Annotated in this window: 18 protein-coding genes; 9 read left to right on the plus strand and 9 right to left on the minus strand. The window is 65.4% G+C overall.

Features of this window, described 5'->3' with window-relative positions; genetic code table 11:
• The first annotated feature begins 148 nt into the window (after positions 1-148).
• Entirely contained in the window at positions 149-1,789 is a 1,641-nt protein-coding gene (locus ABS769_RS00830; RefSeq protein ID WP_317061795.1) for an NAD+ synthase, read from the plus strand.
• Between the two features lie 18 nt (positions 1,790-1,807).
• Here ABS769_RS00830 and ABS769_RS00835 read toward each other — a convergent pair whose 3' ends face one another.
• Together ABS769_RS00835 and ABS769_RS00840 are read right to left on the minus strand one after the other, a co-directional pair.
• Positions 1,808-2,785: a hypothetical protein gene (locus tag ABS769_RS00835; RefSeq protein ID WP_317061794.1), complete on the minus strand. Its 978-nt coding sequence runs from the start codon at positions 2,783-2,785 to the stop codon at positions 1,808-1,810.
• Between the two features lie 344 nt (positions 2,786-3,129).
• Entirely contained in the window at positions 3,130-4,011 is an 882-nt protein-coding gene (locus tag ABS769_RS00840) for an outer membrane protein assembly factor BamD (protein ID WP_006450711.1), read from the minus strand.
• Between the two features lie 119 nt (positions 4,012-4,130).
• Between ABS769_RS00840 and rluD the strand changes: the two genes are divergently transcribed.
• The 4 genes from rluD to ABS769_RS00860 are packed head-to-tail and all read left to right on the plus strand — an operon-like array spanning position 4,131 to position 6,951.
• The gene (gene rluD / locus ABS769_RS00845; protein ID WP_023904896.1) at positions 4,131-5,126 is read left to right on the plus strand and encodes a 23S rRNA pseudouridine(1911/1915/1917) synthase RluD; all 996 of its coding nucleotides are present in this window, start codon (positions 4,131-4,133) and stop codon (positions 5,124-5,126) included.
• A 1-nt stretch (position 5,127) separates the two neighbouring features.
• A complete protein-coding gene (gene pgeF, locus ABS769_RS00850) occupies positions 5,128-5,943 on the plus strand; it encodes a peptidoglycan editing factor PgeF (protein ID WP_317061793.1) in 816 nt (271 codons plus the stop codon).
• 2 nt (positions 5,944-5,945) lie between these two features.
• Positions 5,946-6,470: a DUF4166 domain-containing protein gene (locus ABS769_RS00855; protein WP_317061792.1), complete on the plus strand. Its 525-nt coding sequence runs from the start codon at positions 5,946-5,948 to the stop codon at positions 6,468-6,470.
• Positions 6,394-6,951 (plus strand): thiol-disulfide oxidoreductase DCC family protein, encoded by a 558-nt coding sequence (locus tag ABS769_RS00860; protein ID WP_430544156.1) that lies wholly within the window; start codon positions 6,394-6,396, stop codon positions 6,949-6,951. Before ABS769_RS00855 ends, ABS769_RS00860 begins: the two co-directional genes overlap by 77 nt.
• Before the next feature lie 283 nt (positions 6,952-7,234).
• Here ABS769_RS00860 and ABS769_RS00865 read toward each other — a convergent pair whose 3' ends face one another.
• The 6 genes from ABS769_RS00865 to ABS769_RS00890 form a co-directional block, all read right to left on the minus strand.
• Positions 7,235-9,103: a methyl-accepting chemotaxis protein gene (locus ABS769_RS00865; protein ID WP_317061791.1), complete on the minus strand. Its 1,869-nt coding sequence runs from the start codon at positions 9,101-9,103 to the stop codon at positions 7,235-7,237.
• 432 nt (positions 9,104-9,535) lie between these two features.
• A complete protein-coding gene (locus ABS769_RS00870; RefSeq protein ID WP_317061829.1) occupies positions 9,536-11,974 on the minus strand; it encodes a membrane-bound PQQ-dependent dehydrogenase, glucose/quinate/shikimate family in 2,439 nt (812 codons plus the stop codon).
• Positions 11,975-12,575: 601 nt separating this feature from the next.
• A complete protein-coding gene (gene otsA, locus ABS769_RS00875; protein WP_023904889.1) occupies positions 12,576-13,943 on the minus strand; it encodes an alpha,alpha-trehalose-phosphate synthase (UDP-forming) in 1,368 nt (455 codons plus the stop codon).
• The gene (locus ABS769_RS00880) at positions 13,940-15,718 is read right to left on the minus strand and encodes a glycoside hydrolase family 15 protein (protein WP_317061790.1); all 1,779 of its coding nucleotides are present in this window, start codon (positions 15,716-15,718) and stop codon (positions 13,940-13,942) included. Before ABS769_RS00880 ends, otsA begins: the two co-directional genes overlap by 4 nt.
• Positions 15,719-15,766: 48 nt before the next feature.
• Positions 15,767-16,525 (minus strand): trehalose-phosphatase, encoded by a 759-nt coding sequence (gene otsB / locus ABS769_RS00885; RefSeq protein WP_317061789.1) that lies wholly within the window; start codon positions 16,523-16,525, stop codon positions 15,767-15,769.
• 128 nt (positions 16,526-16,653) lie between these two features.
• Positions 16,654-19,089 carry a TonB-dependent receptor plug domain-containing protein gene (locus ABS769_RS00890; RefSeq protein WP_317061788.1) on the minus strand — a complete coding sequence of 812 codons (2,436 nt, stop codon included), beginning with the start codon at positions 19,087-19,089 and terminating at the stop codon, positions 16,654-16,656.
• A gap of 229 nt (positions 19,090-19,318) precedes the next feature.
• Between ABS769_RS00890 and ABS769_RS00895 the strand changes: the two genes are divergently transcribed.
• The 4 genes from ABS769_RS00895 (at position 19,319) to ABS769_RS00910 (ending at position 23,603) form a co-directional block, all read left to right on the plus strand.
• On the plus strand, positions 19,319-19,792 hold the full coding sequence (locus tag ABS769_RS00895; RefSeq protein WP_006448806.1) for a DUF3574 domain-containing protein: 474 nt from the start codon (positions 19,319-19,321) through the stop codon (positions 19,790-19,792).
• Positions 19,793-19,827: 35 nt separating this feature from the next.
• Positions 19,828-20,688 (plus strand): FG-GAP repeat protein, encoded by an 861-nt coding sequence (locus tag ABS769_RS00900; protein ID WP_317061787.1) that lies wholly within the window; start codon positions 19,828-19,830, stop codon positions 20,686-20,688.
• A 147-nt stretch (positions 20,689-20,835) separates the two neighbouring features.
• Positions 20,836-22,437 (plus strand): hypothetical protein, encoded by a 1,602-nt coding sequence (locus ABS769_RS00905; protein WP_317061786.1) that lies wholly within the window; start codon positions 20,836-20,838, stop codon positions 22,435-22,437.
• Complete coding sequence (locus ABS769_RS00910; RefSeq protein ID WP_317061785.1) at positions 22,434-23,603, plus strand: lysozyme inhibitor LprI family protein; 1,170 nt, start codon at positions 22,434-22,436, stop codon at positions 23,601-23,603. Before ABS769_RS00905 ends, ABS769_RS00910 begins: the two co-directional genes overlap by 4 nt.
• A gap of 320 nt (positions 23,604-23,923) precedes the next feature.
• Here the strand turns inward: ABS769_RS00910 and ABS769_RS00915 are convergent.
• Positions 23,924-24,493 (minus strand): transposase (locus ABS769_RS00915; protein WP_350498045.1); only part of this gene is annotated, 570 nt, incomplete at its 5' end.

Below are 24,493 nucleotides of genomic sequence, written 5' to 3' on the forward strand. Positions count from 1 at the left end.
CGAAACGCACTGGCGCAGCGGCGGACCGCAGCAGGTTCGCGCGCTTCTGGAATAATGCAGGCTTGGCGGCAACGCTGATCTGCATCTCGGTCTCTTGCGGGATGCGGCACAGCCACGCCTCTCCAGTTGCATCCGCATAGGCCTTCCCATGTCCCAGACGCTTCGCATCGCCATGGCGCAGTTCGACTTCCCGGTCGGCGCCGTGGCGCGCAATACCGATCGCATCATCGAGTTCATCGCGGCAGCGCGCGACGAGTTCGATGCGGACATCGTGCTGTTTCCCGAGTTGGCGATCAGCGGCTACCCGCCGGAAGATCTGCTGCTGCGGCCCGGTTTTCTAGCCCATTGCGAAGAAGCGCTCGCGCGTATCGCCGCCAACACGCGCGGGATCGTGGCGGTGGTCGGCTGGCCGCAGAGTGCCGGCAGCGTGGTCTACAACGCCGCCAGCGTGTTAAGCGACGGGCGTATCGAAGCGACGTATCGCAAGCGCGAACTACCCAACTACGCGGTGTTCGACGAGCGCCGCTACTTCGATGTGGACCCGGATGGCGACAACTGCGTGGTCACGGTCAAGGGCGTGCAGGTGGGCGTGGTGATCTGCGAGGACCTGTGGTTTGCCGAGCCGCTGGCCAGGACCGTGCAGGCCGGTGCCGAGCTGGTGCTGGTGCCCAATGCCTCGCCCTACGAGCGCGGCAAGCATGCGCAGCGCGATGCCCTGCTGGCCGAGCGCACCCGCGAGAGCGGGGCGGCGATTGCCTACCTCAACGTGGTCGGCGGCCAGGACGCGCTGGTGTTCGACGGCGCATCGGTGGTGGCCGATGGCGATGGTACCGTGCATCCGGCCGCCGCCGCCTTCGTCGATCAGTGGCTGGTGGTGGACTACGCCGCCGGCGAGCGCAGCTTTACCCCGGTGGTGTGGGTGGACGATGGCGACGAAAGCATGGATGCGCTGGCCTGGCGCGCCGTGGTGCGCGGCTTGCAGGACTATTGCCGCAAGAACGGCTTCAGCAAGGTCTGGCTGGGCCTGTCCGGCGGCATCGATTCGGCGCTGGTGCTGGCGATGGCGGTCGATGCGCTGGGCGGCGACAACGTCACCGCAGTGCGGCTACCGTCGCGCTACACCGCCAACCTATCCAACGATCTGGCCGAGGAGCAATGCCGCGCGCTGGGGGTCAAGCTGGAAGCCATTGCGATCGAGCCGGCGTTCGAAGGGTTGCTCGCCGCACTCGGCCCGATGTTCGAGGGTACCCAGCCGGATGTCACCGAAGAAAATCTGCAGTCGCGCAGCCGCGGGGTGATCCTGATGGCGCTGTCCAACAAGTTCGGCGGGCTGCTGCTGACCACCGGCAACAAGAGCGAATACGCGGTGGGTTACGCCACCATTTACGGCGACATGTGCGGCGGCTACGCCCCGCTCAAGGACCTGTACAAGACCGAAGTGTTCGGCCTGGCCAAGTGGCGCAATACCGTGGGCGGGGCGCCGGTGATTCCGCCGGCAGTGATTTCGCGCCCGCCTTCGGCCGAGTTGCGCGACAACCAGACCGACCAGGATTCGCTGCCGCCCTACGACGTGCTCGACGGGATCCTGTATCGCTACGTCGATCAGGAGCAGTCGCGCGACGACATCGTTGCGGCCGGCTATGCCGCCGATACGGTGGAGCACGTGCTGCGGCTGGTGCGGCTCAACGAGTGGAAGCGTCATCAGTCCGCGCCCGGCCCGAAGGTGTCGCGGCGCGCCTTCGGTCGCGAGCGGCGTTACCCGATCACCAATGGCTATTCCGGTCAGTAGCCCGATTGGCTATTCCGGTCAGTAGCCGGACGCGCCGGCTGCCGCTGCGGTGGCCGGCGGTTGCGCGAAGCGGGTGAGCAGGTCCAGGGTCGGCTTGGGCCGCGCCAGGTCGTACATCAGGCCGAAGTGGCCTTCGGCGCCCTGGATCGTGGTCTGGTCCAGCAATTCGTACACGTTCACTTCGGACACCACGTCGGCATAGTTGGCGCGCACGTTGCTTAGCAACTGCGCCAGGCTGTCGTAGCAGCCGCGATCGCCTTCTGCACCGCCGGTGGTATTGCCGGTGTAGATCTCTGCACAGTTCAGCTCGTTGAAGAATATCGGGGTGTTGTAGGTTTGCGCGGCGGTGCGCAGCTGGCCCAGATACAACTCGGTCCAGTAACCGGCATCGCGGTGGAAGGCGTAGTAGTGGAAGCTGATGTGATCGAAGTCGAAGCCGGCCGCCTTGGCCTTGGCCAGAAACCACAGCGAGCCATTGCGATCGCCCGGGCAACGCGCGTTGGCGCTGCGGTCGTCGCTGTTGCAGGCGGTGATGTTGATGGTGAAGCGCAGGCCGGCGCCCAGTTCGTTGGAGGCCTGGCGCATGCCCAGATACATCGTGGTCATCGCCGCGATGCGGGCATCTGCCTCGGCGCGCACCAGATCCTGTTCGTTGCCGATCTCCCAGACCTTGATGTCGGCCGCATAGCGACGTGCCAGCTGGTAGCCGATCTCGCGCGACATCGGGTAGACCATCGGGCGCAGCGTGATGCCGTACTGACGCGCCAGTGGGACCAGGGCATCCAGCGTTGCGTAATCGCGCGGGTCCACATCGAACCGGTAGCTGCGCAGGTTGCGCGCGGCCAGCAGTTTGAAGCGTGCCTCGGCCTGGGCCATGGGGTAGCCGGGGCGATTGTCGTGGGCGTTGACGCCGTAGACGATGGGCGCCGCAGTAGCGGTCGCGGTCAGTGTCGCCAGCAACAGCATGAGCATCAATGGGACGATGGAGCGAGACATGCGGCCTCCTTGGCTGGCACCGGTGGGGGAGTCGGATCTTCTTCGAGGCCGAGTATAGGCAGCGCGCATGCGCGGTTCGGTGACCTGGTGCCAGGTCTGGCGACGTGCTCGCAAGGCCGCAGGCGGTCGCGCTCAGCGGTGCGATAACGCGTGGGATACCGCCGTGCAGCTACGTCATGCTGGGCGGTCAGTCGCCCGGTGGATCAGAGGTGACCGTCGTTTGGCACCGCAAGTGCCTGCGGCAATCGGCACGCTGCCATCGCAGGCGTGTTGCTGCATCCGCATTGCCGCAATAAAAAAGGGGCCTTGCGGCCCCTTTTGGGTGTTCAGCTGCGTCCGCTGTCTCAGTCGCGACTCATCTGCGAGTTGCGCTCGCCGCTGGCGGCGGATTTCTCGCCAGCGAACGGGTTGAGCTTGCGGATGGCCCACGGGTACTTCGGCCAGTTGCCGGTCAGCCACGGATGCTGCGGGCTGTTGAGCTCCAGCACGCGGCGCGCGTCGGCGGCCAGGGTCTTGTTGCCCAGGTGGGTGTAGGCCTCGGCCAGCACCGCGACTGCGTCGTACTGGTAGGCGCTCTGCGGATAGGTTTCCAGCAGGTAATTGGCACGACCGGCCGCCGAGACCCAGGCATTGCGACGCAGGTAGTACAGCGCGTTGTCCAGCTCATGCTGGGCGAACACGTCGCGCAGTTCGATCATGCGCTTGCGCGCATCCGGCGCGTAACGGCTGTTCGGGTAGCGGTCGGTGACGGTGTTGAAGTCGTTGTAGGCCTGCTGCGGCGAGGACAGATCGCGACGGCTCGGGTCCAGCGACCACACGCGGCGCAGGAACACCGTATCGCGGTTGCTGTTGGCCAGCCCGCGCAGGTAATACAGATACGAGATGTTGCGATGGGTCGGGTAGGTACGGATAAAGCGGTCGACGCTGGAGACGGTGTCGTCGTGCTTGCCGGCCTTGTACTGCGCATACGCAGTCTCGATCATCGCCTGCTCGGTGTACGGGCCGTACGGGTACTGGGCGATCAGGCGCTTGTAGCTGGCTTCGGCGCCGGCCCAGTTGCCTTTCTCCATCAGGCCGTGGCTCTTGCCGTACAGCTGCTCGACCGGCATGCCTTCGTCGGGATTCTTGTTCTTGGCGCCGCGGTGGCAACCGGTGACGACGAACGCCATCACCAGCATGAGGGCAATCAGGCGCGCAGGCGCGGAAAACGTGGACCGTCGGATCATGGGTCTGGGCAGGACGCATCAGGAAAACGAGAGCGCGATGATAGCCTAGTGGCCTGTCCGGCGACTGACTCCCGCCGCCCGGACCCCAAATTCCCGCTTTTGCCTGAGTGCCTGTGTCCATGTCTGACCCATCTGCCGAACCCCTCGACCCGTCCATCCGCCAGGCCATCGTGCCCGACAACGCCGCAGGGCGCCGTTTCGACGCGGTGCTGGCCGAGCTGTTCCCCGAATTCTCGCGCTCGCGGCTGTCGGAGTGGATCAAGTCCGGCGATGCGCTGCTGAACGGCGAAATGGCACGTCCGCGCGACACCTTGCGCGGCGGCGAGAGCGTGCAGGTGCAGGTGGTGCTGGAAATCCAGACCCGTTCCGAGCCGCAGGACATCCCGCTGAGCGTGTTGTACGAAGACGACCAGGTGCTGGTGATCGACAAGCCGGCCGGGTTGGTGGTCCACCCGGGCGCCGGCAACCCGGACGGCACCCTGGTCAATGCGCTGCTGTTCCGCGACCCGGCGCTTGCGGCCGTGCCGCGTGCCGGCGTGGTGCATCGTCTGGACAAGGACACCAGCGGCGTGATGGTGGTGGCGCGCACCGTGCAGGCGCAGACCGCGCTGGTGGAGCAGCTGTCCGCGCGCGATGTGCATCGCCAGTATCTGGCGGTGGTGGTGGGCGCGCTGGTCTCCGGCGGCACCGCCAATGCGCCGATCGACCGCCACCCGCGCGATCGGCTGAAGATGGCGGTGCGCGACGACGGCCGCGATGCGGTCACCCATTACCGCCTGCGCGAGCGCTTCCGTGCGCACACCGCGCTGGAATGTCGCCTGGAAACCGGGCGCACCCATCAGATTCGCGTGCATATGGCACATCTGAAATCGCCGATCGTCGGCGACCCGCTGTACGGCGGCGCGCTCAAGTTGCCCAAGGGCGCCAGCGACGAATTGGTGCATGAATTACGCACCTTCAAGCGCCAGGCGTTGCATGCCGAAACCCTGGAATTCCTGCATCCGGTCAGCGGCGAGCCGGTGCGTGCCAGCGCGCCGGTGCCGGTGGATCTGCAGCGGTTGATGACCGCGTTGCGCGAAGACAGCGTGCGCGCCGCCGAGCAGGCACGCCGCTAAGGTGGCAGCCGTCGCGCCGTTCGTGTTGCCGGCCAACTGGCCGGCACCGCCGCGCATCCACGCACTGACCACGCTGCGTTACGGCCTGGGCGAATCGCAGGCGCCGTTCGACACGCTCAACCTCGGCAATCGCAACGCTGCCGACGGCGACGCGCCGGAACGGGTGGAGCGCAACCGGACGCTGCTGGTCGAGGCGCTGGCACTGCCCAGCACGCCGCACTGGCTGCGCCAGGTGCATGGGGTGGAAGTGGTGCGCTTCGCTGCGCCGGCAGTTGCGACCGGCGAGCAGATCAGTGCGGCGGACGATGTCGCGCCGGGTGCACGGGAAGCGGTTGCCGATGCTTCGGTGACCGACGTGACCGGCGTGGTGCTGGCGATCCTCACTGCCGATTGTTTGCCGGTCGTGCTCGCCGCTGGCGATGGCAGCGAAGTCGCCGCCGCACATGCGGGTTGGCGCGGGTTGGCCGACGGCATGCTGGAGCGCAGCGTGGCGGCCATGCGCACGCCGCCGCAGCACGTGGTGGCATGGTTGGGGCCGGCAGCGGGGCCGCAGGTGTACGAAATCGGGCAGGACGTGTTCGACGCCTTCGTCGCGCACGATGCGCAGGCGCAAAGCGCATTTGTCGCCACACGCCCGGGGCATTGGTTGGTGGATCTGTACGCGCTGGCACGTCAGCGCTTGCAGCATGCGGGTGTGCCGGCTGGCGCCATCCATGGTGGCGGGCTGTGCACCATTTCCGACCCGCAACGCTTCTTTTCGCATCGCCGCGATCGCCGTAGCGGGCGCATGGCCACGCTGGCCTGGATCGCGCCCTGAGCATGCCGTTGTTCGCGCAGGTGCTGGGGCAGGGCGCGTTCGCGCAGCTGCCTGCGCCGGTGCGTGCGTTGCATTCGGTGCAGCAGCGGCAGACCTTTGCCGGTCGGGCGCAGATCCAGCGTGGTCGCCATCTGTTGGTGCCAGTGCTGGCGTTGCTGAGCCGGTTGCCGCGCAGCGGCGAAGTGGAGGTCGAAGTGGAGTTTCTTGCCGACGCGAATGGCGAGCGCTGGCATCGCTGTTTTGACGGCCTGCCGATGCACTCGCGCTTGTGGCGGCACGGCAACGGCTTGCGCGAACATCTGGGCGCGGTGCGCTTCGAATTTGCGCTGCACGCCGATACGCAGTCGCTGTACTGGCAGGCCACCCGGGTGTGGGCGTTCGGCTGGATTCCGCTGCCTGCGCGCTGGTTCGAGCAAGTGCGTTGCCGCGAGCATGCCGACGCTGGCCGCTATGGATTTCTGGTTGACGTGCACCTGCCGCTGGTCGGCCCGTTCATTCGCTACGAGGGTTGGCTTGAACCGCGTTGATCCACCGCTCGTTGAGGTGCCTCACGTGGAGTTGCCTCACTCGGAGCCCTCTCACTCGAAGCCGCCCTGCGGTAAGCCAGTCGAAGCGCGCGCGACCATCGTGTTCGATGGCGTGTGTCTGCTGTGCAATGGCTGGGTCAAATTTCTGCTGCGCCACGATCGGCGTGGGCGTTATCGCTTTGCCGCAATGCAGGGCCAGGCCGGACGCGCGCTGTTGTTGCAACACGGTCTGGATCCGGACGACCCGCTGTCGTTTCTGCTGGTGGATGCCAGCGGCGCGTGGACCGACAGCGATGCGATCGTGCGGGTCCTGGCTGGCTTAGGCGGCATCTGGCGGCTGGCCACGGTGTTGCGCGTGGTGCCCAGCGGCGTGCGCGACATCGGCTATCGCCTGATCGCACGCAATCGCTACCGCTGGTTCGGTCGCACCGAGCATTGCATGCTGCCAAGCCCCGAGCAGCGTGCACGGTTTCTTGATTAGCGCTTATCTCAGCGAGCGAGCTCCGCGTAGGAGCGCACTTGTGCGCGATGGGCGTTACCGATAACGCCTCATCGCGCGCAAGCATGCTCCTACGATAGCGCCCCGATTTTCACGATGGCTGGTTATTCGGTCGCATGTGTTGGATCTGGAACTGCGGACCGGCACATTTGCTTGTCGTAGGAGCGCACCTGGGCGCGATGGGCGTTACCGCTAAAGCCCGTCGCGCCCAGGTGCGCTCCTACGGTCATTCCGCGATCCCAAGCGTCTTGGGTGCACCAACAACTTACGCCGCCGCGTTTCCAAAACTTGCACGCACTACGTTTGCGTTGCCGCTATGGGCAGGCTGCAGGCGGAAGATCGACACCGCATCGGCCAGCTCCACTGCCTGTTCTTCCAGGCTGCGTGCAGCGGCGGTGGCTTCTTCCACCAGCGCGGCGTTGCGTTGGGTGACTTCGTCCAGTTGCGCGACCGTGCGGTTGACCTGTTCGATGCCGCTGGATTGCTCGGCGCTGGCGGCGGTGATCTCGCTCATGATGTCGGTGACGTGCTTCACCGAGCCGACGATCTCGCGCATGGTCGCGCCGGCGCGGTGCACCAGGCCCGAGCCCAGTTCGACCTTGTCGGTCGAGTCGGCGATCAGCGTCTTGATCTCCTTGGCCGCATCGGCCGAGCGCTGCGCCAATGCGCGCACTTCCGAGGCGACCACAGCGAAACCACGGCCTTGTTCGCCCGCGCGTGCGGCTTCCACTGCGGCGTTGAGCGCCAGGATATTGGTCTGGAAGGCGATGCCGTCGATGACGCCGATGATCTCGCCGATCTTGCGCGAGGCGGTGCTGATCTGGCTCATCGTGGACACCACATCGTCCATCACCTTGCCGCCGCTCTGCGCCACTTCGCCGGTGCCCACCACCAGGCGATTGGCCTGCAGCGCGCTTTCCGCATTCTGCTTCACGGTGGAGGTGAGTTCTTCCATGGAGCTGGCGGTTTCTTCGAGGTTGGCGGCCTGCTGCTCGGTGCGTTCGGACAGGTCGGTGTTGCCGGCGGCAATTTCCACCGCGGCCTGGCGAATGGTGTCGGAGGCAACCTGGATGCCGCCGATGATTTCGGTCAGACGGAGCACGGTCTGGTTGGTGTCGTCGCGCAGGCGCGCAAAGATGCCGTGCGCATCGCCCTCCACACGCTGGGTGAGGTCGCCTTCGGCCATTGCGCCGATCACGCGTGCCAACGCGGCCAGGTGGGTTTCCACCGAGTCGTAGATGCGGTTGATGCCCTGGGCCAGCGACAGCAGTACACCGTCCATGCCGTCCATCTGCATGCGCCGGCTGAAATCGCCGACCGCGGCTGCATCGATGATCTGGATCAGCGCCTGCTCGGCGTTGACCTGCGCGGTGACGTCCATCCACTGCGCGATGGTGCCCAGCTTGGTGCCGTCGGCGGCGATGATGGGGCTGTAGACGAAGTCGATCTGGCGGCCGAAGAATGGCGCGCGCACCGCTTTGGAAGCGGTCAATGCGCGCATGCGGTCGATCGCCGCCTGGCTGTCCGGGTAGATGTCGCCGATGCTGCCGCCGACGAAGCCTTCGGCATGGAAGCTGGGGCGGAAGCTCTGCACATCCGGCTCGATCAGCTTGAGCATCGCGAGCAATTTGCGATTGGCGAACAGCACCTGGCCGTCGTCGTCGGCGATGCGGATCATGGTGTCCAGATCGTCCAGCGCCTTGATCACGAACTGGCCATGGCGCAGGCCTTGTTCCATCACGTCGATGCGGATGGCCAGCTTGTCCTGGGTCGCCTGCAGCGCATGCAGCAACGGCGCAAGCTCGCCGGATGCGTTGCGCAGCTCCACGCGCTGGAAGCGCTCATCGCCCATCGCCGCGACCACGCCGATCGCCTGCTGCAACTGTGCGCTGGTGCGACGGCGCGACCACCACCACAGCCCTGCACTGGCGATGCCCAACACCAGCAGTGCCGGCAACATCCGTCCCAGCCCGCTCCAAAAACCACCGGGCACCAGCGTGGCGGCGTAGAGCGTCAGCAGTACCAGCAGCCCGATGTGTGCAGCGGCGGGAAGCCAGGCCATTCCGGTGGCACGCGCAAGGCTCCTGCCGGCAGATGGGCGGGGGACAGCGGTGGCATCGTGTGAAGGCAACATAGGCTGGGTCCGACTAGGTGATCTGGGATGGGTCTGCGTCCGGCAGGAAATACGCGGCAATGGGGGTATCGGCGGCTGAGCCCGAATCATGACGGCGTGAAATTGCCGTTCGTCGGAATGTGGGCGCTAAGCGGACGAAATCGCCGATGTGATTGATTTGGAAGCGGTTTCAGTGCGGTTTGGTATGTGATGGAATGGTTGTGCGGCGTCGGTATCTGATTTCCCAAATGTAAATTTCGAGTGAAATACCACTGGCTGGTTTCATGCTGGAATCGCCTTTGCGGCGGGCGTGTTAGAAGCGCGCGCACGCCTCCCATCAGCCGCGACACTCGCAACCGCTCTTACGATTCCCACTCCCATTCCCACAAAAAAACCGACCGTCTCGCGACGGTCGGTTCAATCTGTTGCACTCACTAACGCAGTGTCGGCCGATTACTTGGCCGGCGTGGCCTGCGCATCGTCCGGCAACGCCCAGGCGATGACGCTGTCGCCGGACTTGGTTTCCATGCGGTCGTGTCCACCCACGGCGGCCACGATGTACTGCTTGCCGTCGATGGTGTAGCTCAGCGGGGCGGCCTGCGGGCCGGCAGGCACGCGGGTCTCCCAGACCTGCTTGCCGGTGCGGGTGTCGAAGCCGCGCATGAAGTCGTCCAGGGTCGCGCCGATGAAGGTCACGCCACCAGCCGTGGCCAGCGAGCCGCTGTTGTTGGGCGTGCCGATCTCGAACTTGGTCTTGGACGGGATGCCCATCGGGCCCTGGTCGTAACCGGTGCCCAGCGGACGCCGCCAGATCACCTGCTGCGTGCGCAGGTCCACGCCGGAGATGTAGCCCCACGGCGGGGCGACGCACGGGGTGTTGAGCGGCGACATCCACGGTTCCTTGCGCGCGCCGTAGGCCAGGCCTTTCTGCGCCATGTAGCCGGGAGTCTTGCTCTTGCCGTCGAACACCGAGACCACGCCCAGCTCGTTCATTTTCTCGCGGGTATAGACCTGCAAGGTGTACGGCAGGCGATTGCTGTTCATCACCATGATGCCGCGCTGCAGATCGACCGAGACGCCGCCCCAGTTGATGCCGCCATGGTTGCCGGTGAACGCCAGCGAGCCTTGCAGGGTCGGCGGGGTGAACATGCCTTCGTAGCGCAGCTGCTTGAACTGGATACGGCAGGCCAGCTGGTCGAACGGGGTCATGCCCCAGGCATCGGATTCGATGATGGTTTCGTACTCGCGGCTCGGCGCGCCAACCGTATTAGGCATGCCCGGCGAGATCGGCTGCGTGGCAGCGGTAAAGTCGCCGTGATCGGTACCTTGCGGCACGGCGATCTGCTTGACCGGCATGATCGGCTCGCCGGTGGCACGGTCCAGCACGAACACCTGGCCGGACTTGGTGGCCTGGATCACCGCAGGACGGGTACCGCCGCCAGCGACCGGCCAATCGACCAGGTTCGGCTGCGGGCCGATGTCGTAATCCCACAGGTCGTGGTTGACGGTGCGGAAGTGCCAACGCTCCTTGCCGGTGGCCGCGTCCACGGCGACCAGCGAGGCGGTGTATTCCTCATCCTGCGGCGTGCGGCCCTTGCCGAAGAAATCGCCCGAGGCATTGCCGGTGGGCAGATAGACCAGGCCCAGCTCGTCGTCGGCGGACATCAGCGACCACACGTTCGGGGTGGAACGGGTGTAGGTCTGGCCGGCCGGCGGCTCGGCGGTGATCGCCGGGTTGCCCAGGTCCCAGGCCCAGCGCAGCTGGCCGGTGAGCGCATCGAAACCGCGCACCACGCCCGAGGGCGCATCGCCTTCCTGGCCGTCGCGCACCTGGCCGGTGGGCTGGATCACCACACCGCGCATCACCACCGGCGGCGAGGTCGGGCCGACGAAGCCCGGCTTGGTGTTGCCGGTGCCGGCATTGAGATCGACAAAGCCGTTATTGCCGAAGCTGGCGCACAGCTTGCCGGTCTGCGCGTCCAGCGCGCCGAGGCGGCCATCGACCATCGGCCAGAAGATCCGGGTCGGGCATTCGGCGGTGCCTGCCGGCGCCTGGTAATACGACACGCCACGGCAGGTGGTGGCGGCAACGCCGGCCATCGCCTTCGGGTTGGTCTGCGGGTCGAAGCGCCAGCGCTCCTTGCCGTTGGCCGCTTCCACCGCGATCACCTTCTGGGTCGGGGTGCAGATGTAGAGCAGGTCGCCGACCTTGAGTGGGGTGTTCTGGAAGGCGTAGCCCAGCTTGGAGCCGGCCGGCTTCAGATCGCCGGTATGAAATTCCCAGGCCACCTTGAGCTGCTTGGCGTTTTCCGGGGTGATCTGCGCGCCCGGTGTGTAGTGGTTGGACAGGTTGGAGCCGGCGTACGCGGTCCAGTTGCTGGCATCGTGGTTAGCCGCGACGTTGCCGTCCGGGCTGGGCACGTTGGCGCGGCTGAACGGGGTTGCGTTCTCGGCCGGCAGCTTGGAGGCATCGGCCAGTTCGACATTGCGCGGTACCAGCAACGGCCACAGGATCAGCGCTGCACCCAGGATCGGCAGCACGCCGGTCACCAGCACATAGCCCAGACCCGACAACGGCTGCATGCGCCGACGCGCCACGCCCCAGAACGGCAGCAGCACCAGGCCGAGCACCGACATCATGGCCAGCCGCGGGACCAGGCCCCAACCATCCAGGCCCACTTCCCACAGCGCCCACGCGATGGTGGCCGCCAGCGTGGCGCCAAACAGCCACAGGCCGGCACGCTTGCCCAGCGCCAGCAAGGCGCCAGCCAGGAACAGGCCGATGCCTGCCAACAGGTAGTACCAGGAACCGCCAACGGCAACCAGGCGGCCGCCTTCGTAGGCAAGCACCGCACCGAGCACGGCGATCACCACCGCATAGGCCACCAGCAACCAGGTGCCTAGCCCACGTTTTGAGGATTGATCAGTCATTTTGAGATATCAGGAAGGACCCAGGCACCGGCAGACGGTGGCGAGTCGTGGAGGGAGAAAGATCACAGGCTGGCAAAGGGCGGCCCCGATCTAAAGAACAACGCCCTAAACAAGAACGTCAGGATATGAACGCGCAGCCCCTCCCAGGGTCCTCAGCGCTAATCATGTGAATATTTTAGACCGCAAATACCCGCGTGTCCGTGACGGAATGAGAACCAGCGTTCCAACCTGCATGGATGGAGTGCTGAAATTGCTCAAATCTGTAAGGAATGGGGTTGCTGTTGGTGCCAGACGGTCTTGGTGGCATTCGTGTGCGGCGACGAATGCATGATGCTGCCATAGCTCTATTTCGCTATTGACTCGATCGGCTGAGCGAGGATTCGGGATTCGGGAATGGAGATTCGTAGAGCTGAGGATTTTTCACTCTTACGTGCACACGTACCCTCATCCGCCCTTCGGGCACCTTCTCCCGGTGGGAGAATGGATGCGCCAGTGCGCGGCGCATCTGTGTGCTGGTAGCGCGTGTGCGCTGTGAGCGTAGTGCTGCTAACGGAAACCAGATTCAAATATCGGCCAGTGCCTGCAAATAGCGCTGGCGCCAGTGGTTGATGTTGTTCTTGCGCAGGTGATCCATCATCGCCCGCCAGCGCTCGATGCGCGTGGCCAACGGCATGCTCGCCGCAGTCGCAATCGCATCGGCTACGCCATCCAGATCGTGCGGATTGACCAGCAGCGCCTCTTTCATCTCGTCGGCCGCACCGGCCAACAGCGACAGCACCAGCACGCCCGGATTTTCCGGATCCTGCGCCGCCACGAATTCCTTGGCGACCAGATTCATGCCATCGCGCAACGGCGTGACCAACCCCACCGAAGCGGCGCGATAGAAACCGGTCAACGTGGCATGGCTGAAGTTCTGATTGACGTAGCGCAGCGGCGTCCAATCCGGCTCTGCATGGCCACCGTTGATATGGCCGGCGATCTGCTCCAGCTGCCCGCGCAGCTGGCGATACTCGTTGACGTCGCCGCGCGACACCGGCGCGATCTGCAGATAGGTCAGGCTGCCGGATTGCTCCGGATAGCGCTCCAGATAGCGCTCGAATCCCTGGAAGCGTTCCGGCAGGCCTTTGGAATAATCCAGACGATCGACGCCGATCGCCAGCTGCCGGCCGCGCAGACTTTCGCGCAGATCGCGCACCGCCTGCTTGCCGACCGAGGCCTTTGCCTGGTTGGCGATCAACTCGGTATCGATGCCGATCGGGAAGGAGGCGGCGCTGAAACGACGCCCGCCAGGGCCTTCGACAATGTCGCCTTCGAGAATGCGCCCACCGCCGAACAGACGCACGTAGGCCTTGAAGCGCTCCGCATCGCGCTGGGTCTGAAAGCCGACCAGATCGTACGCATAGAACGTACTGAACAAACGCGCGTGATCGGGCATCGCCTGCATCAGGTCGGCCGAGGGCATCGGCACGTGCAGGAAAAAGCCCATCTTGCAGCCCACACCAAGCTCGCGCAGCATCGCGCCCAGCGGAATCATGTGGTAATCGTGGATCCACAGCGTGTCGCTGTCTTTCAGCAACGGCGCCAGTTTTTCCGCGAACAGCCGATTGACGCGCATATAGCCTTCGCGCGTGGCGCGGTCGTAATCGACCAGGTCCAGACGGAAGTGCAGCAGCGGCCACAGGGTGCGATTGGCGAAGCCGTTGTAGTACGAATCGATGTCGCGTTTGTTGAGGTCCATGGTGACGAACTTGATGTCGCCATCGGTCTGCTCATGCATGCCGCCGCTATCGCCGCGCACGGTCTTGCCGCTCCAGCCGAACCACACCCCACCACGCTCCTTGAGCGCGGCCAACAAGCCAACCGCCAGGCCGCCCGCACGGTTTTCGCCGGGCACTGCAACGCGGTTGGATACCACCACCAAACGACTCATGACGCCTCCTGCCAGCTCCGCGACAAGCGCATTGCTGCAATGATCAAACCCACATGCGAATAGGTCTGGGGGAAATTCCCCCAGGCTTCGCCGTCTTCAAACGATAGATCCTCGGACAGCAAGCCGAGGTGATTGCGGCGCGAGAGAATGCGCTCGAACAGTTCACGTGCTTCGTCCTTGCGACCGATCGCGGCCAGCGCGTCGATGTACCAGAACGTGCAGATGGTGAAGCTGGTTTCCGGCGCACCGAAGTCATCCGGTGCGATGTAGCGATACAGCGCATCGCCATGCTTGAGCACGCGACCGACGGCTTCCACGGTGCGCACGAAGCGGCTGTCGTCGTTGCCCACGATGCCGATATCGGCCAGCAACAACAGCGAGGCATCCAGGCGATGGCCACCGAGCGTGTCGGTGAAATGGCCGTGTTCGTCGCTCCAGGCTTCCGTCAGCACGCGCTCGCGAATGCTGTCGGCACGTTCGCTCCAATACACGCTGCGCTCCGGCAGCACCAGGCGGTCGGCGATCTTGGACAGGCGATCGCAGGCGGCCCAGCACATTGCAGCGGTGTAGGTGTGCACTTCGGCGCGGCCGCGGAATTCCCACAGGCCGGCATCGGGCACGTTGTGCAGCGCGTACGCGCGCTCGCCCAACGGTTCGAGCCGGCGGAAGGTGTCCGCATCGCCTTGATCCTTCAGACGCAGATCGAAGAACAACTGCGTGGAAGCCAGCACCACGCTGCCATACACATCGTGCTGCTTTTGAATCCAGGCCAGGTTGCCGCGTCGCACCGGGCCCATGCCGCGGTAGCCGTCCATGGTGTCGACTTCGTGCTCTTCCAACTGCGATTCGAAACCGATGCCGTACAGCGGCTGCAAGGTGCCGTCGCTGGTGGCGATATTGAAGATATAGCCGATGAACTGCTCCATCGTGCGCGTGGCGCCCAGGCGATTGAGCGCGCGCACTACGAACGCGGCATCGCGCAGCCAGCAATAGCGGTAATCCCAGTTGCGCGGGGTATTGGGCGCTTCCGGGATCGAGGTGGTCATCGCCGCGATGATGGCGCCGCTGTCTTCGTACTGGCACAACTTGAGCGTGATCGCGCTGCGGATCACCGCCTCTTGCCAGTCGAGCGGAATCGACAGATAGCGCACCCATTCGCGCCAGTATTCTTCGGTGCGTTCCTGCGCTTCCTGCACGTAACCGGTGAGCGAGCGGGTCAGCGATTCGTCCACGCCCAACACCAGATTGACCGGGTGGCTGAGCACGAACGGCAAGCCATCGCGCACGAAGCGCACCGGCACATCGGTGGTCAGGCGCAGGGTGAATTCCGGCAGTACCCAACGGATGTGATTGCTGCCCCAGGTGGTTTCCGGCGTGCGGCCGCCCCAGTCGGCCAACGGGCGTGCGCGCACGATGATGCGCGGGTTACCGGCCAGCGGACGAATCTGCCGGATGATGCTCACCGGCCGATAAAAACGCCCGTTATTGCGCCAGCGCGGTGCGAAGTCGATCACTTCCACTTCGCCACCGTGGCTGTCGCGCAACACGGTGCGCAGCACGGCGGTGTTGGGCAGGTAATGCTGCTCGCTGCTTTCGAAGTCCTCCAGCTCGACGGCGAAGTCGCCGCCGTCGCCCTTGGGCGAAAGCAGCGAACAGAACGCCGGGTCGCCATCGAAAGCCGGCAGGCAACTCCACACCACACGTGCCTGCCGATCGACCAATGCACCGAAACTGCAGTTGCCGATGACGCCCAGATCCAGGTTTGGCTCGGTCATGGAGTGCGAACGATCCTTTTGAAGAGAAGAGGGTAAGGCGCGCGGCTCTCAGGCTGGGCGCGCGTTGCGTTGCAACCACGCATGCACATCGGCAGTGCCATCGACGCGGAAGCGCGCGCTGGTCTGGGCGCGATCGCCGACCAGCACGCTCCAGCCGCCGAGGCGATTGGCTGCTTCGAAGCCGAATTCGTCGGTGAGGTCGTCGCCGACGAACACCGGGGTGCGGCCGGCGAATGCGCCGTGCTGCATCAGTTGTTCGACCGCCAGGCCCTTGTTGCTGCCTTCGGGAACGAATTCCACCACGTGGTCGCCAGGCTGCAGGCGATAGCCGGAAAGTTGTGCGATTTCCTGTTGCGCGAAGGCCAGAACATCGGGACCGGCGAGCGGCTGTGCGCGCCAATGCAATGCGACGCTGACGCCTTTGTCTTCGACCAGCACGCCGGGGTGTTGATGCGTGAGTGCGGCGGCGCGCCGATGCAAGCCATGCAGCCATTCGGAGGTGTCCTGCGGCATCGCCGCGCGTGCGGCAATGTCGCTGCGCAGTTCGTGTCCGTGCAGGCCGGCGGCCGGAAGCAGCAACGGCGCGAACAAGGCGTCCAGTTGCGACAGCGGTCGGCCGCTGACCAGTGCCACGGCGCCCTGCAGGCGGTCACTTAGCTGCCCGATGGCCGCGCGGACCTCGGGCAGGAGCCGCACAGCCTCGGGGCTGTCGGCAAAGTCGATAAGGGTACCGTCCACGTCCAGAAACAATGCGCAGGCATCGTCCAGCAATGGCGGCGACGGAAGGGGGGAGTGCACGTCTGCCATCGCGCTAGTGTGCGCAAGGCGATGTGATATTCAGGTTATGCAACAGCGGGGAGTGGGGATTCGGGAGTGGGGATTCGCGATGCGCCGCCCTTTGCAAATCCCGAATCCCCAATCCACCCATCCCGGCGTCAGAACGAGTAGCGCACCCGCCCATACCAATACGCGCCGTTGCTGCCGATCGGCGAGAGCACGTCGTAGGGCAGGTTGCCGAAGTAGGCGATGTCGTCGATGGAGCGGTCCGAGTAGTTGTCCAGGATGTTCTGGCCACCGATCGCCAGGGTCCACTGTGTGCCCAGGTGGTACTCGGCCTCCAGATCCAGCTGCCATTCCGCACCGTAGGTCTGGCGTGGCACGAAGCCGCCGCCGAAATCGAACACGCGCGTTGCGCTGCCATAGCGGTTGACGCGCGTCTGCAGGTTCCAGTGCTCGTTGTTCCAGTTGGCCGCCAGTGCGGCGCGTGTGCGTGGCGCGGCATCGGTGAGCGTGTTGCTCTCTTCCACGCCGAACAGCACGTAGTCCGGGTTCAGTGCCAGCAGCTGCGCCGGGGTGCCGATGACGTTTTTCAACTCGGTCTTGGCATAGCTGTAAGTGCCGGTCAGCAGCAGGTCGCCGCCAAAGGCGTACTGGCGCCAGTTGCCGACCAGCTCGGCGCCGCGGGTGCGGGTGTCGGCGGCGTTGAGGAAGTAGCTGGCGCTCTGCACGCCGGTGACGCCGAAGTTCTGCTGCACAAAATCCGTCAACGTGTCGCCGGTGATGTCTTCGGACAGTGCGATGCGGTCGTCGATGTCGATCTGGAAGAAGTCCAGCGACAGGTCGAAGTGATCGCCCAGCTGGCTGGTGAAACCCAGGCTGTAATTGAGCGATTTTTCCGGCTTCAGATCGGTGGCGCCGAGCGCGCGTGCGATCGGGTTGTTGACCGACAGCAGGCGGCCCTGGGTCAGGCGGCCGGCGGCGTCGTAGCCGGTGGAGGTGGCTTCGTAGCCGATCTGGCTGAGCGAGGGCGCACGCACGTTGTTGGAGATCGCGCCACGCAGCGCGAACGCCGGTGCGAACGCATAACGCGCCGCCAGCTTGCCGGTCCATTGGCTGCCGAAATCCTGGTAATGCTCGTAGCGGCCGGCCAGGTCGGTGGAGAACTTGTCGCCGAACTGGCTGGACACGTTGGCGTAGGCGCTGGCCACATTACGCGACAGATCGGCCTCGTCCTGCGGGGTGAGGCCGCCGCCGGCCTGCGAGCCGGTGGGACGATCGGTGAACGGGCCGGCCGCATAGCTGGCCGGATCGCCGGCGTGGGTGCGGTATTGCTCGCGGCGGAATTCGGCGCCGGTGCCGAAGGTATGGGTGGCGCCGGCGGCATCGAACACGCGGGTCAGATCCAGGTTGCCCACGGTCTGCGCAAAGGCGAAATCGCCGGTCTTGAAGCGGGTGGTGCTGCCCGGGCCGAGCGAGGCGTTGAGCGAGTTGCGCAACCGGTAGGTGAAGTCGTTGCGGCCGTAGTTGACGCTGGCGTCGTAGTCCCAGTTGCCCAATTGCCCGCGGGCGCCGGCGACGACCTGCAGATCGCGATTCTCGCCTTCGGAAATCGGGCGGTAGCCGTTGGGGTAGATCTCGCGCCAATTGGCGCTGCCATCCGGATAACGGAAGTAATTGGCGCCTTCGGTATCACGCTGGTTGTAGGTGCCGAAGGCGTAGAACTCGCCGTTGGCGCTGAAGGGAATCTTGGTGTTGAGCCAGGCGTTCAGGCCTTTGGTGGCGCCGTCGCCGAGCACGTAATTGCGCTGGCCAGCCAGCGCCAGATTGGCCGGGGTCTGTTCTTCGAACGAGGGAATTTGATCGAAGCCGGCGCGGTTGGTGGCCTCGCGATTCTTCAGCTCCAGGCCCACCTTGAAAAAGCCGCCGTCATCGCCGAGCAGGCTGCCGACCTTGGCGCTGGCGTAGCTGGTCTGGCCGTCGGTGACGCGGCGATTGATCGGCTCCACATCGGTGTTGTAGGCGCCGAAGCTGGCTTCCAGCTCGCCGCGCTCGGGGTTGTCGTCCAGGATCACGTTGATCACACCGGCGATCGCGTCCGAGCCGTACTGCGCGCCGGCGCCGTCGCGCAGCACTTCGATACGCTTGATCGCGTTGATCGGGATGGAATTGAAATCCACCGGCGTGGTGCCCTTGCCGATCTTGCTGTCGGTATTGACCAGCGCCGAGGTATGCCGGCGCTTGCCGTTGACCAGCACCAGCACCTGATCGGGCGAGAGCCCGCGCAACTGCGCGGCGCGGATGTGGTCGGCGCCACCGGAGTTGGACTGGCGCGGGAAATTGAACGAGGGCAGCAGCGCCTGCAGCGCGCTGCCGAGCTCGCCGTTGACCACGCCGGCCTTGCGGATGTCTTCGGCGGTGAGCACGTCCACCGGCACGGTCGATTCCAGCACGGTGCGGTCGCTGGCACGGGTGCCGGTGACGATCACCGTGTCCAGCGTTGGGGCGCCGGGAGCGGCCTGCTGGGCCTGTGCATTGGCGCTCAACACGGCGGCGACGGCCAGGCCGATAGCCGAAAGGGTGGGGCGGGTCATTTCTCTCTCCTGCGACAGCAACTGCGAACGCGCCGCGCGGTCGGCGTCCGGCCGGGCAGGGGCGCAAAGGGGTTCGGATCGTCCACATTCATCCGGATGGAGAGATGTTATCGCGTTGTTCAGACGCGTGCGAGATGGCACAGTGCGCGCACGCCGGCATCAGCTGATGCCTGGCCCTGCATGAGCCCGCCCCCGATCCGTCGTAAACGTACCCGTTGTGGAGAAGTCGATGAAGTTGCTGCCGTCCTGCCTGCTTGCCGCCATGCTGGCGTTGTCCGCCTGCGCCACCACCCCCGGCGGCGCGCCGGGCTCGACCACTGCCAGCCTGCAAGGCGATGCGGCGCGGCCAGCGACCGCCCGCGGCTGGGTGCGCAGCGAGCTGTACTTTGGCGTGGGCGAGGAAACCGGCCCGGCCGATCGCCCGCAGACCCGCACGATCGATGAGACCCAATGGCGCGCCTTCCTGGACAAGGAAGTGACGCCGCGCTTCCCGGATGGGCTGACCGTGTTCGACGCCTACGGCCAGTGGCTGTTCCGCGGCGCCAAGGAGCCGAACCGGCTGGGCACCAAGGTGCTGGTGATCCTGCACGAGGACAGCCCGCAGCGGCGCAACGATATCGAGGCGATCCGCCTGGCGTGGAAGCAGGCCACCGGTCACCAGTCGGTGTTGTGGTCGCGGCAGGCGGTTGAGGTGTCGTTCTGAGTCTGCTGACCACGCGCCTTGAACATCTTCGCCGAATGCGTGTGAGTGCTGCACGCGCGCTGTTATTCGCCGCGCTTGGCGGGCCGTCGTTCGCGTCCTTGGCACGCGACACCAGCGTGCAGGTGCAGATCGACGCGCACACGCGTGCCACCGCCACACTGGTCGGCGCACGCCTGCAGGTGGTGTTTAGTCCAGGCGGCAAGGAGCAATGGTTCGACGCGAACGTGGACGACGGCGAAGGCGGCACGGGCGTGGACAGCGACGACTACAACTTCGATGGGCACCCAGATCTTGCGGTGTCGGCGATGCTCGGCCAGGTCAACGAGGCGGTGCTGGTATTTGTGTTCGATCCGGCGCAACGCCGCTTTCGTGCACTGACCGCGCCCACGCGCCCGGCGGTGCAATGCGAAGGTTTCTTCAACCTCACGCCCGACAAGCAGCAGCGCAGCTTGACCAGTTCCTGCCGCAGCGGGCCGATGTGGTACGCCGACGTCTATCGCTACGCCGCCGATGGGCGGCTGTATGTGGCCAGGACACAGCAGCCGATCGCCTCGCCCGACATCCAGACCTTGCTGGATCCAGGCACCGGCGATGGCATGCCGCTCTCGGTGTGGCCGCGTTACGACGCGCGTGGGGCGAAGCTTTCAAGCGAGATCGGCACCACCCTGGACGCGCCGATGCCGGTGCAACTGCGCGTGCAGGTGGCGCGTCTGCCGCTCTACGCCACCCCTACGGCGACCAGCACCAAGCGCTATCTGGTGCAGGGCGATCGGGCCGACGCGCTGGATGTCAGCGCCGATGCCACGCGCGTGCAGGTGCGTTATCGCAGTGCCGGCCGCAGCGACAGCGTCGGCTGGATCGAGGTCGCTGCGGCGATGCAGGAGCGGACGCAGTAGCGCCTGTGGGCGTCAGTGTGCCGGCAAGCGCCGGACGGGCGCACCCTTGCATCGACCAGCGCAACGACACGCTCTGATCCGTCGCGCCGCTGTCGCGCATGCGGGGCAGCGGCTACCATCGGGCGATCCCCACGCTTCCTGGCTCCCATGTCGGCCTCTTCCTCGCGTACTGCGGCATCGCCGCGCTGGTTCGTCGCCGGCGACCTCAATGGCTTCTTCGGCCTGGTCGTCGACAATCTCTCCATCCTCGGCTTCATCGCGATGGCGCTCATCGGGATATTCCAGTTTCCCGCTGACGTGATATTCGAACGCATGTTTCCTGGCACCGCGTTCGGCGTGCTGGTTGGCAATTTGCTCTACACCTTGATGGCGCGGCGGCTGGCCGCACGCAGCGGGCGCGACGACGTCACCGCGATGCCGCTGGGCCTGGATGCGCCCACCAGCATCGGCATGGCATTGCTGGTGCTCGGCCCGGCGTTCGTCGGCTTCAAGGCGCAGGGGCTGGACCCGCAGGCGGCCGCCATCGCCACCTGGAAACTCGGCATGGCCTCGCTGGTGGTGATGGGCCTGCTCAAGCTGGTGCTGTCGTTTGCTGGCGAGGCGGTCACGCGCGCGCTGCCGCGTGCGGCGCTGCTCGGTTCGATCGCGGGCATTGCGTTGGTGCTGATGGGCTTGCTGCCGCTGCTGGAAACCCTGCGTTCGCCGGTGGCCGGCTTCGTTACCTTGGGCCTGCTGTTGTACGTGCTGCTGGCCAAGGGCCGGTTGCCGACCAAGTTGCCGGGTGTGCTGGTCGCCTTCGTCATCGGCACCGCGTTGTATTACGGGCTGGGACTGGCCGGACTGGGTGCGCCGGGTTTTGCAGTGCCGGACTGGGCGACGCCGAAGATCGTGTTGCCGCTGCCGAACCTGGGCTTTATCGAAGGACTGCCGGCCACGGTGGCGTACCTGCCGTTGCTGCTGCCGTTCGGTCTGTTGATGGTGGTGGGTGGCATCAATGTCAGCGAGAGCGCACGCGCGGCGGGCGACGACTACCGCACCCGCGACATTCTGCTGGTGGAAGCCTTCGCCACACTGGTCGCAGGCGTGTGCGGCGGCGTGGCGCAGACCACGCCGTACATCGGCCAGCCTGCGTACAAGCATATGGGCGCGCGTTCGGGCTATACGTTGCTGACCGGCTTGTTCGTCGGCATCGGCGGCATGCTGGGTGTGATCAGCGGGCTGGTGCAATGGGTGCCGCTGGCGGTGCTGGCACCGATCATCGTGTACGTGTCGATCGACATCACCACGCAGGCGTTTCAGGCCACGCCGAAGCATCATGCCGGCGCGATGGTGTTGGGCTTTCTGCCTTCGGTGGCGTACCTGCTGACCATCAAGGCGCCGGGCTGGATCCCGCCGGAGCAATTGGTTGCGCTGACCATCAAGCTCGATGGTCACGGCTTGCCGGAGTTGGCGGTGATCTTCGCGCTGGGCAATGGTTTCATCATCACCGCGATGCTGTGGATCGCAGCCGTGGCGGCGATGATCGACGGCCGGCTGCGACGCGGTGCGGTGTTTTTGCTGGTGGCCGCTGGCCTGACGTTGTTCGGCCTGATCCATTCGGTGGACCCGCGCGGCGGCATCTATCTGCCGTGGTCGCTGCAAGGGTTGGCGCGGGTGATCAGCTGGCAGTTCGTCGGTGCCTATGTCGCGCTGGCGGTGACGTTGTTGCTGCTGTCGCTGCTGCCTGCACGCAAGGAAGCATTGCAATGAACTATCGCTCGGCCGCATTGCGGATAGTGGTTGGTGGCGCCCTGTTGCTCGGTGCAAGCGGTGCCTGGGCGGCCTCGTTCGATTGCAAGCAGGCAAGCACTGCGGTCGAAAAACGGCTGTGTGCGGTGCCGGCGCTCGGTGATCTGGACGATCAGTTGGACGAGTCCTATCGGGCGCTGGTGGAGACTACGCCGCGCAGTTCGGTGGCAAGCGTGCGCGATCAGCAACGGGCGTGGCTGCGCCAGCGCAATGCCTGCGCGCAGGACACCAAGCTGGACGACTGCCTGCAGCGCTCATTGAAGGCCAGAGCCGATGTGCTGGCCAAGGCGCTGACTGCACAGCAACAGGCATTGGATCGCATCATTGCCAGCATTCCTACGGCGCCTGCCGACGCGGCGCGCCAGTTGCAGGGCTATGACACGCCGCTGGCCTCGGCGTGGCTGGCGTATCTGCATCAGTTTGTCCCCGCCGCGGGCGTGGATGCGAAGCTGGCGAGTGCGCGGTTTGAAAGTGCGCGCAAGGCGCTGCGCAAGGTCGACGACTTCGCCGCATCCTTGCTCGACGATGTGCATGGCATGCCCGCCATGCAGGTGCAGGAACGCGTGCTGACATTGCTGCGGATGTGGATCGAACGTGACAACAGCGATCATCGTCCTTACGTGCATTGCTTCATCTTCGCCGCAGTGGGCGAGCCGGCGTATGAAGCGTTCGGGTCGCTGTATGGCTCCACCCGTGACGGGTTCGCGCCGATCTGCGAGCCGCCGGGCGGTTTGTTTGCATTGGCCAGCTGGAAGCAGCTGGATGCCGGCTTCGACGGGTTGATCGAGGCCCTGAGCAAGGACGCAGGCACCATTCGCTACGCGAGTTACGCCGAGTGGAAAATCATCGCGCTACGCGCGTCGGTGTCGCCGTTGTTGTATCTGACGCCTGCACTGCGCAAGAGCTACGGCGACGATCCGGACAAGGCGATTGCGGCCTGGAACGGGGAAGACAGCGATTGGCCGGCGGCGCAACGCAAGGCCGTGCGCGCGTTGCTGCCGAAGGTGCGTGCCGACACGGCAGCGTGGCTGGTACGCGAGAAGCGCCTGCCTGCGACACAGGCCGATCAGGTGGCTGCCGCGATCGTGGCGGCTTGGGTGAATGCGCGGCTGGATTTCGCAAGCTGAGCGCGGCGGGCACACCTACTTCGCGGATATGAGACGGCTGGCGTTGTTGCTTTCTGCGGCAACGCCGGGCGTCCTGGTCCGAGACTAGGTAATGTGGATAAGCCGAAGCCGAAGCCGAAGCCTGCGGTCTGCGGCTTGGCTGCAGGGCCCTTGCCCGCCCACCATCGCGGGACACGCCGCAAGTACGTCCGTGTAGCAACTGTGTTGATCAGGGCCTCAACCCGCGACCTTTGAGCGGTTTCCTTCAGGCGCGTTCATCGGTAGGTGCCGGCCGCTGGCCGGCACGCTTTTTTGCGTTTGCGCATGGCCGTCAAATGCGCTCAGGCGGGCTGCATGGCGGCTCTTTCATCGCGCACGCGCGCATTGAGGATGACCAGCATCTTGCGCATCACCGCCACAAGGGCGACCTTGCCCTCCTTGCCGCGTGCCCGCAGCGCTCTGTAAAAATCGCGCAGACGTGGCTCGTGCCGAGCTGAGGACATGGCCGCCATATACAGCGCCTGTCGGATGTCGGCTCGGCCTCCGCCAATCCCGCGTTTACCTCGCATCGCGCCGCTGTCGCGCGAGAGCGGGGCAACGCCAACCAATCGGGAGATCTGCTTTCCGCTGAGCCTCCCAAGCTCTGGTAACCGGCACGCCAGCACGGCCAGCAGCACCGGACCGACCCCTTTGAGCGTCTTCAACGCAGCCAGGTGCGGTTGCTCGGTGAGTAGCGTCTTCAGCTGCCCGGCGATCAGTTTGTCTAACCGCGCCACACTGCGCACAAGCTGGTTCACGTTGCCCTGCAGCAGCTTGCGTAGCGCTTTTTCCGCAACCTGCAGCAGCTGCTGCCTTGCTGTTTTCAACAGATCCACCAGTTGCCGACGGGCACGCACATGCTCGCCCAGATC

Source organism: Xanthomonas hortorum, from assembly GCF_040279205.1.
Classification (GTDB): domain Bacteria; phylum Pseudomonadota; class Gammaproteobacteria; order Xanthomonadales; family Xanthomonadaceae; genus Xanthomonas; species Xanthomonas hortorum_F.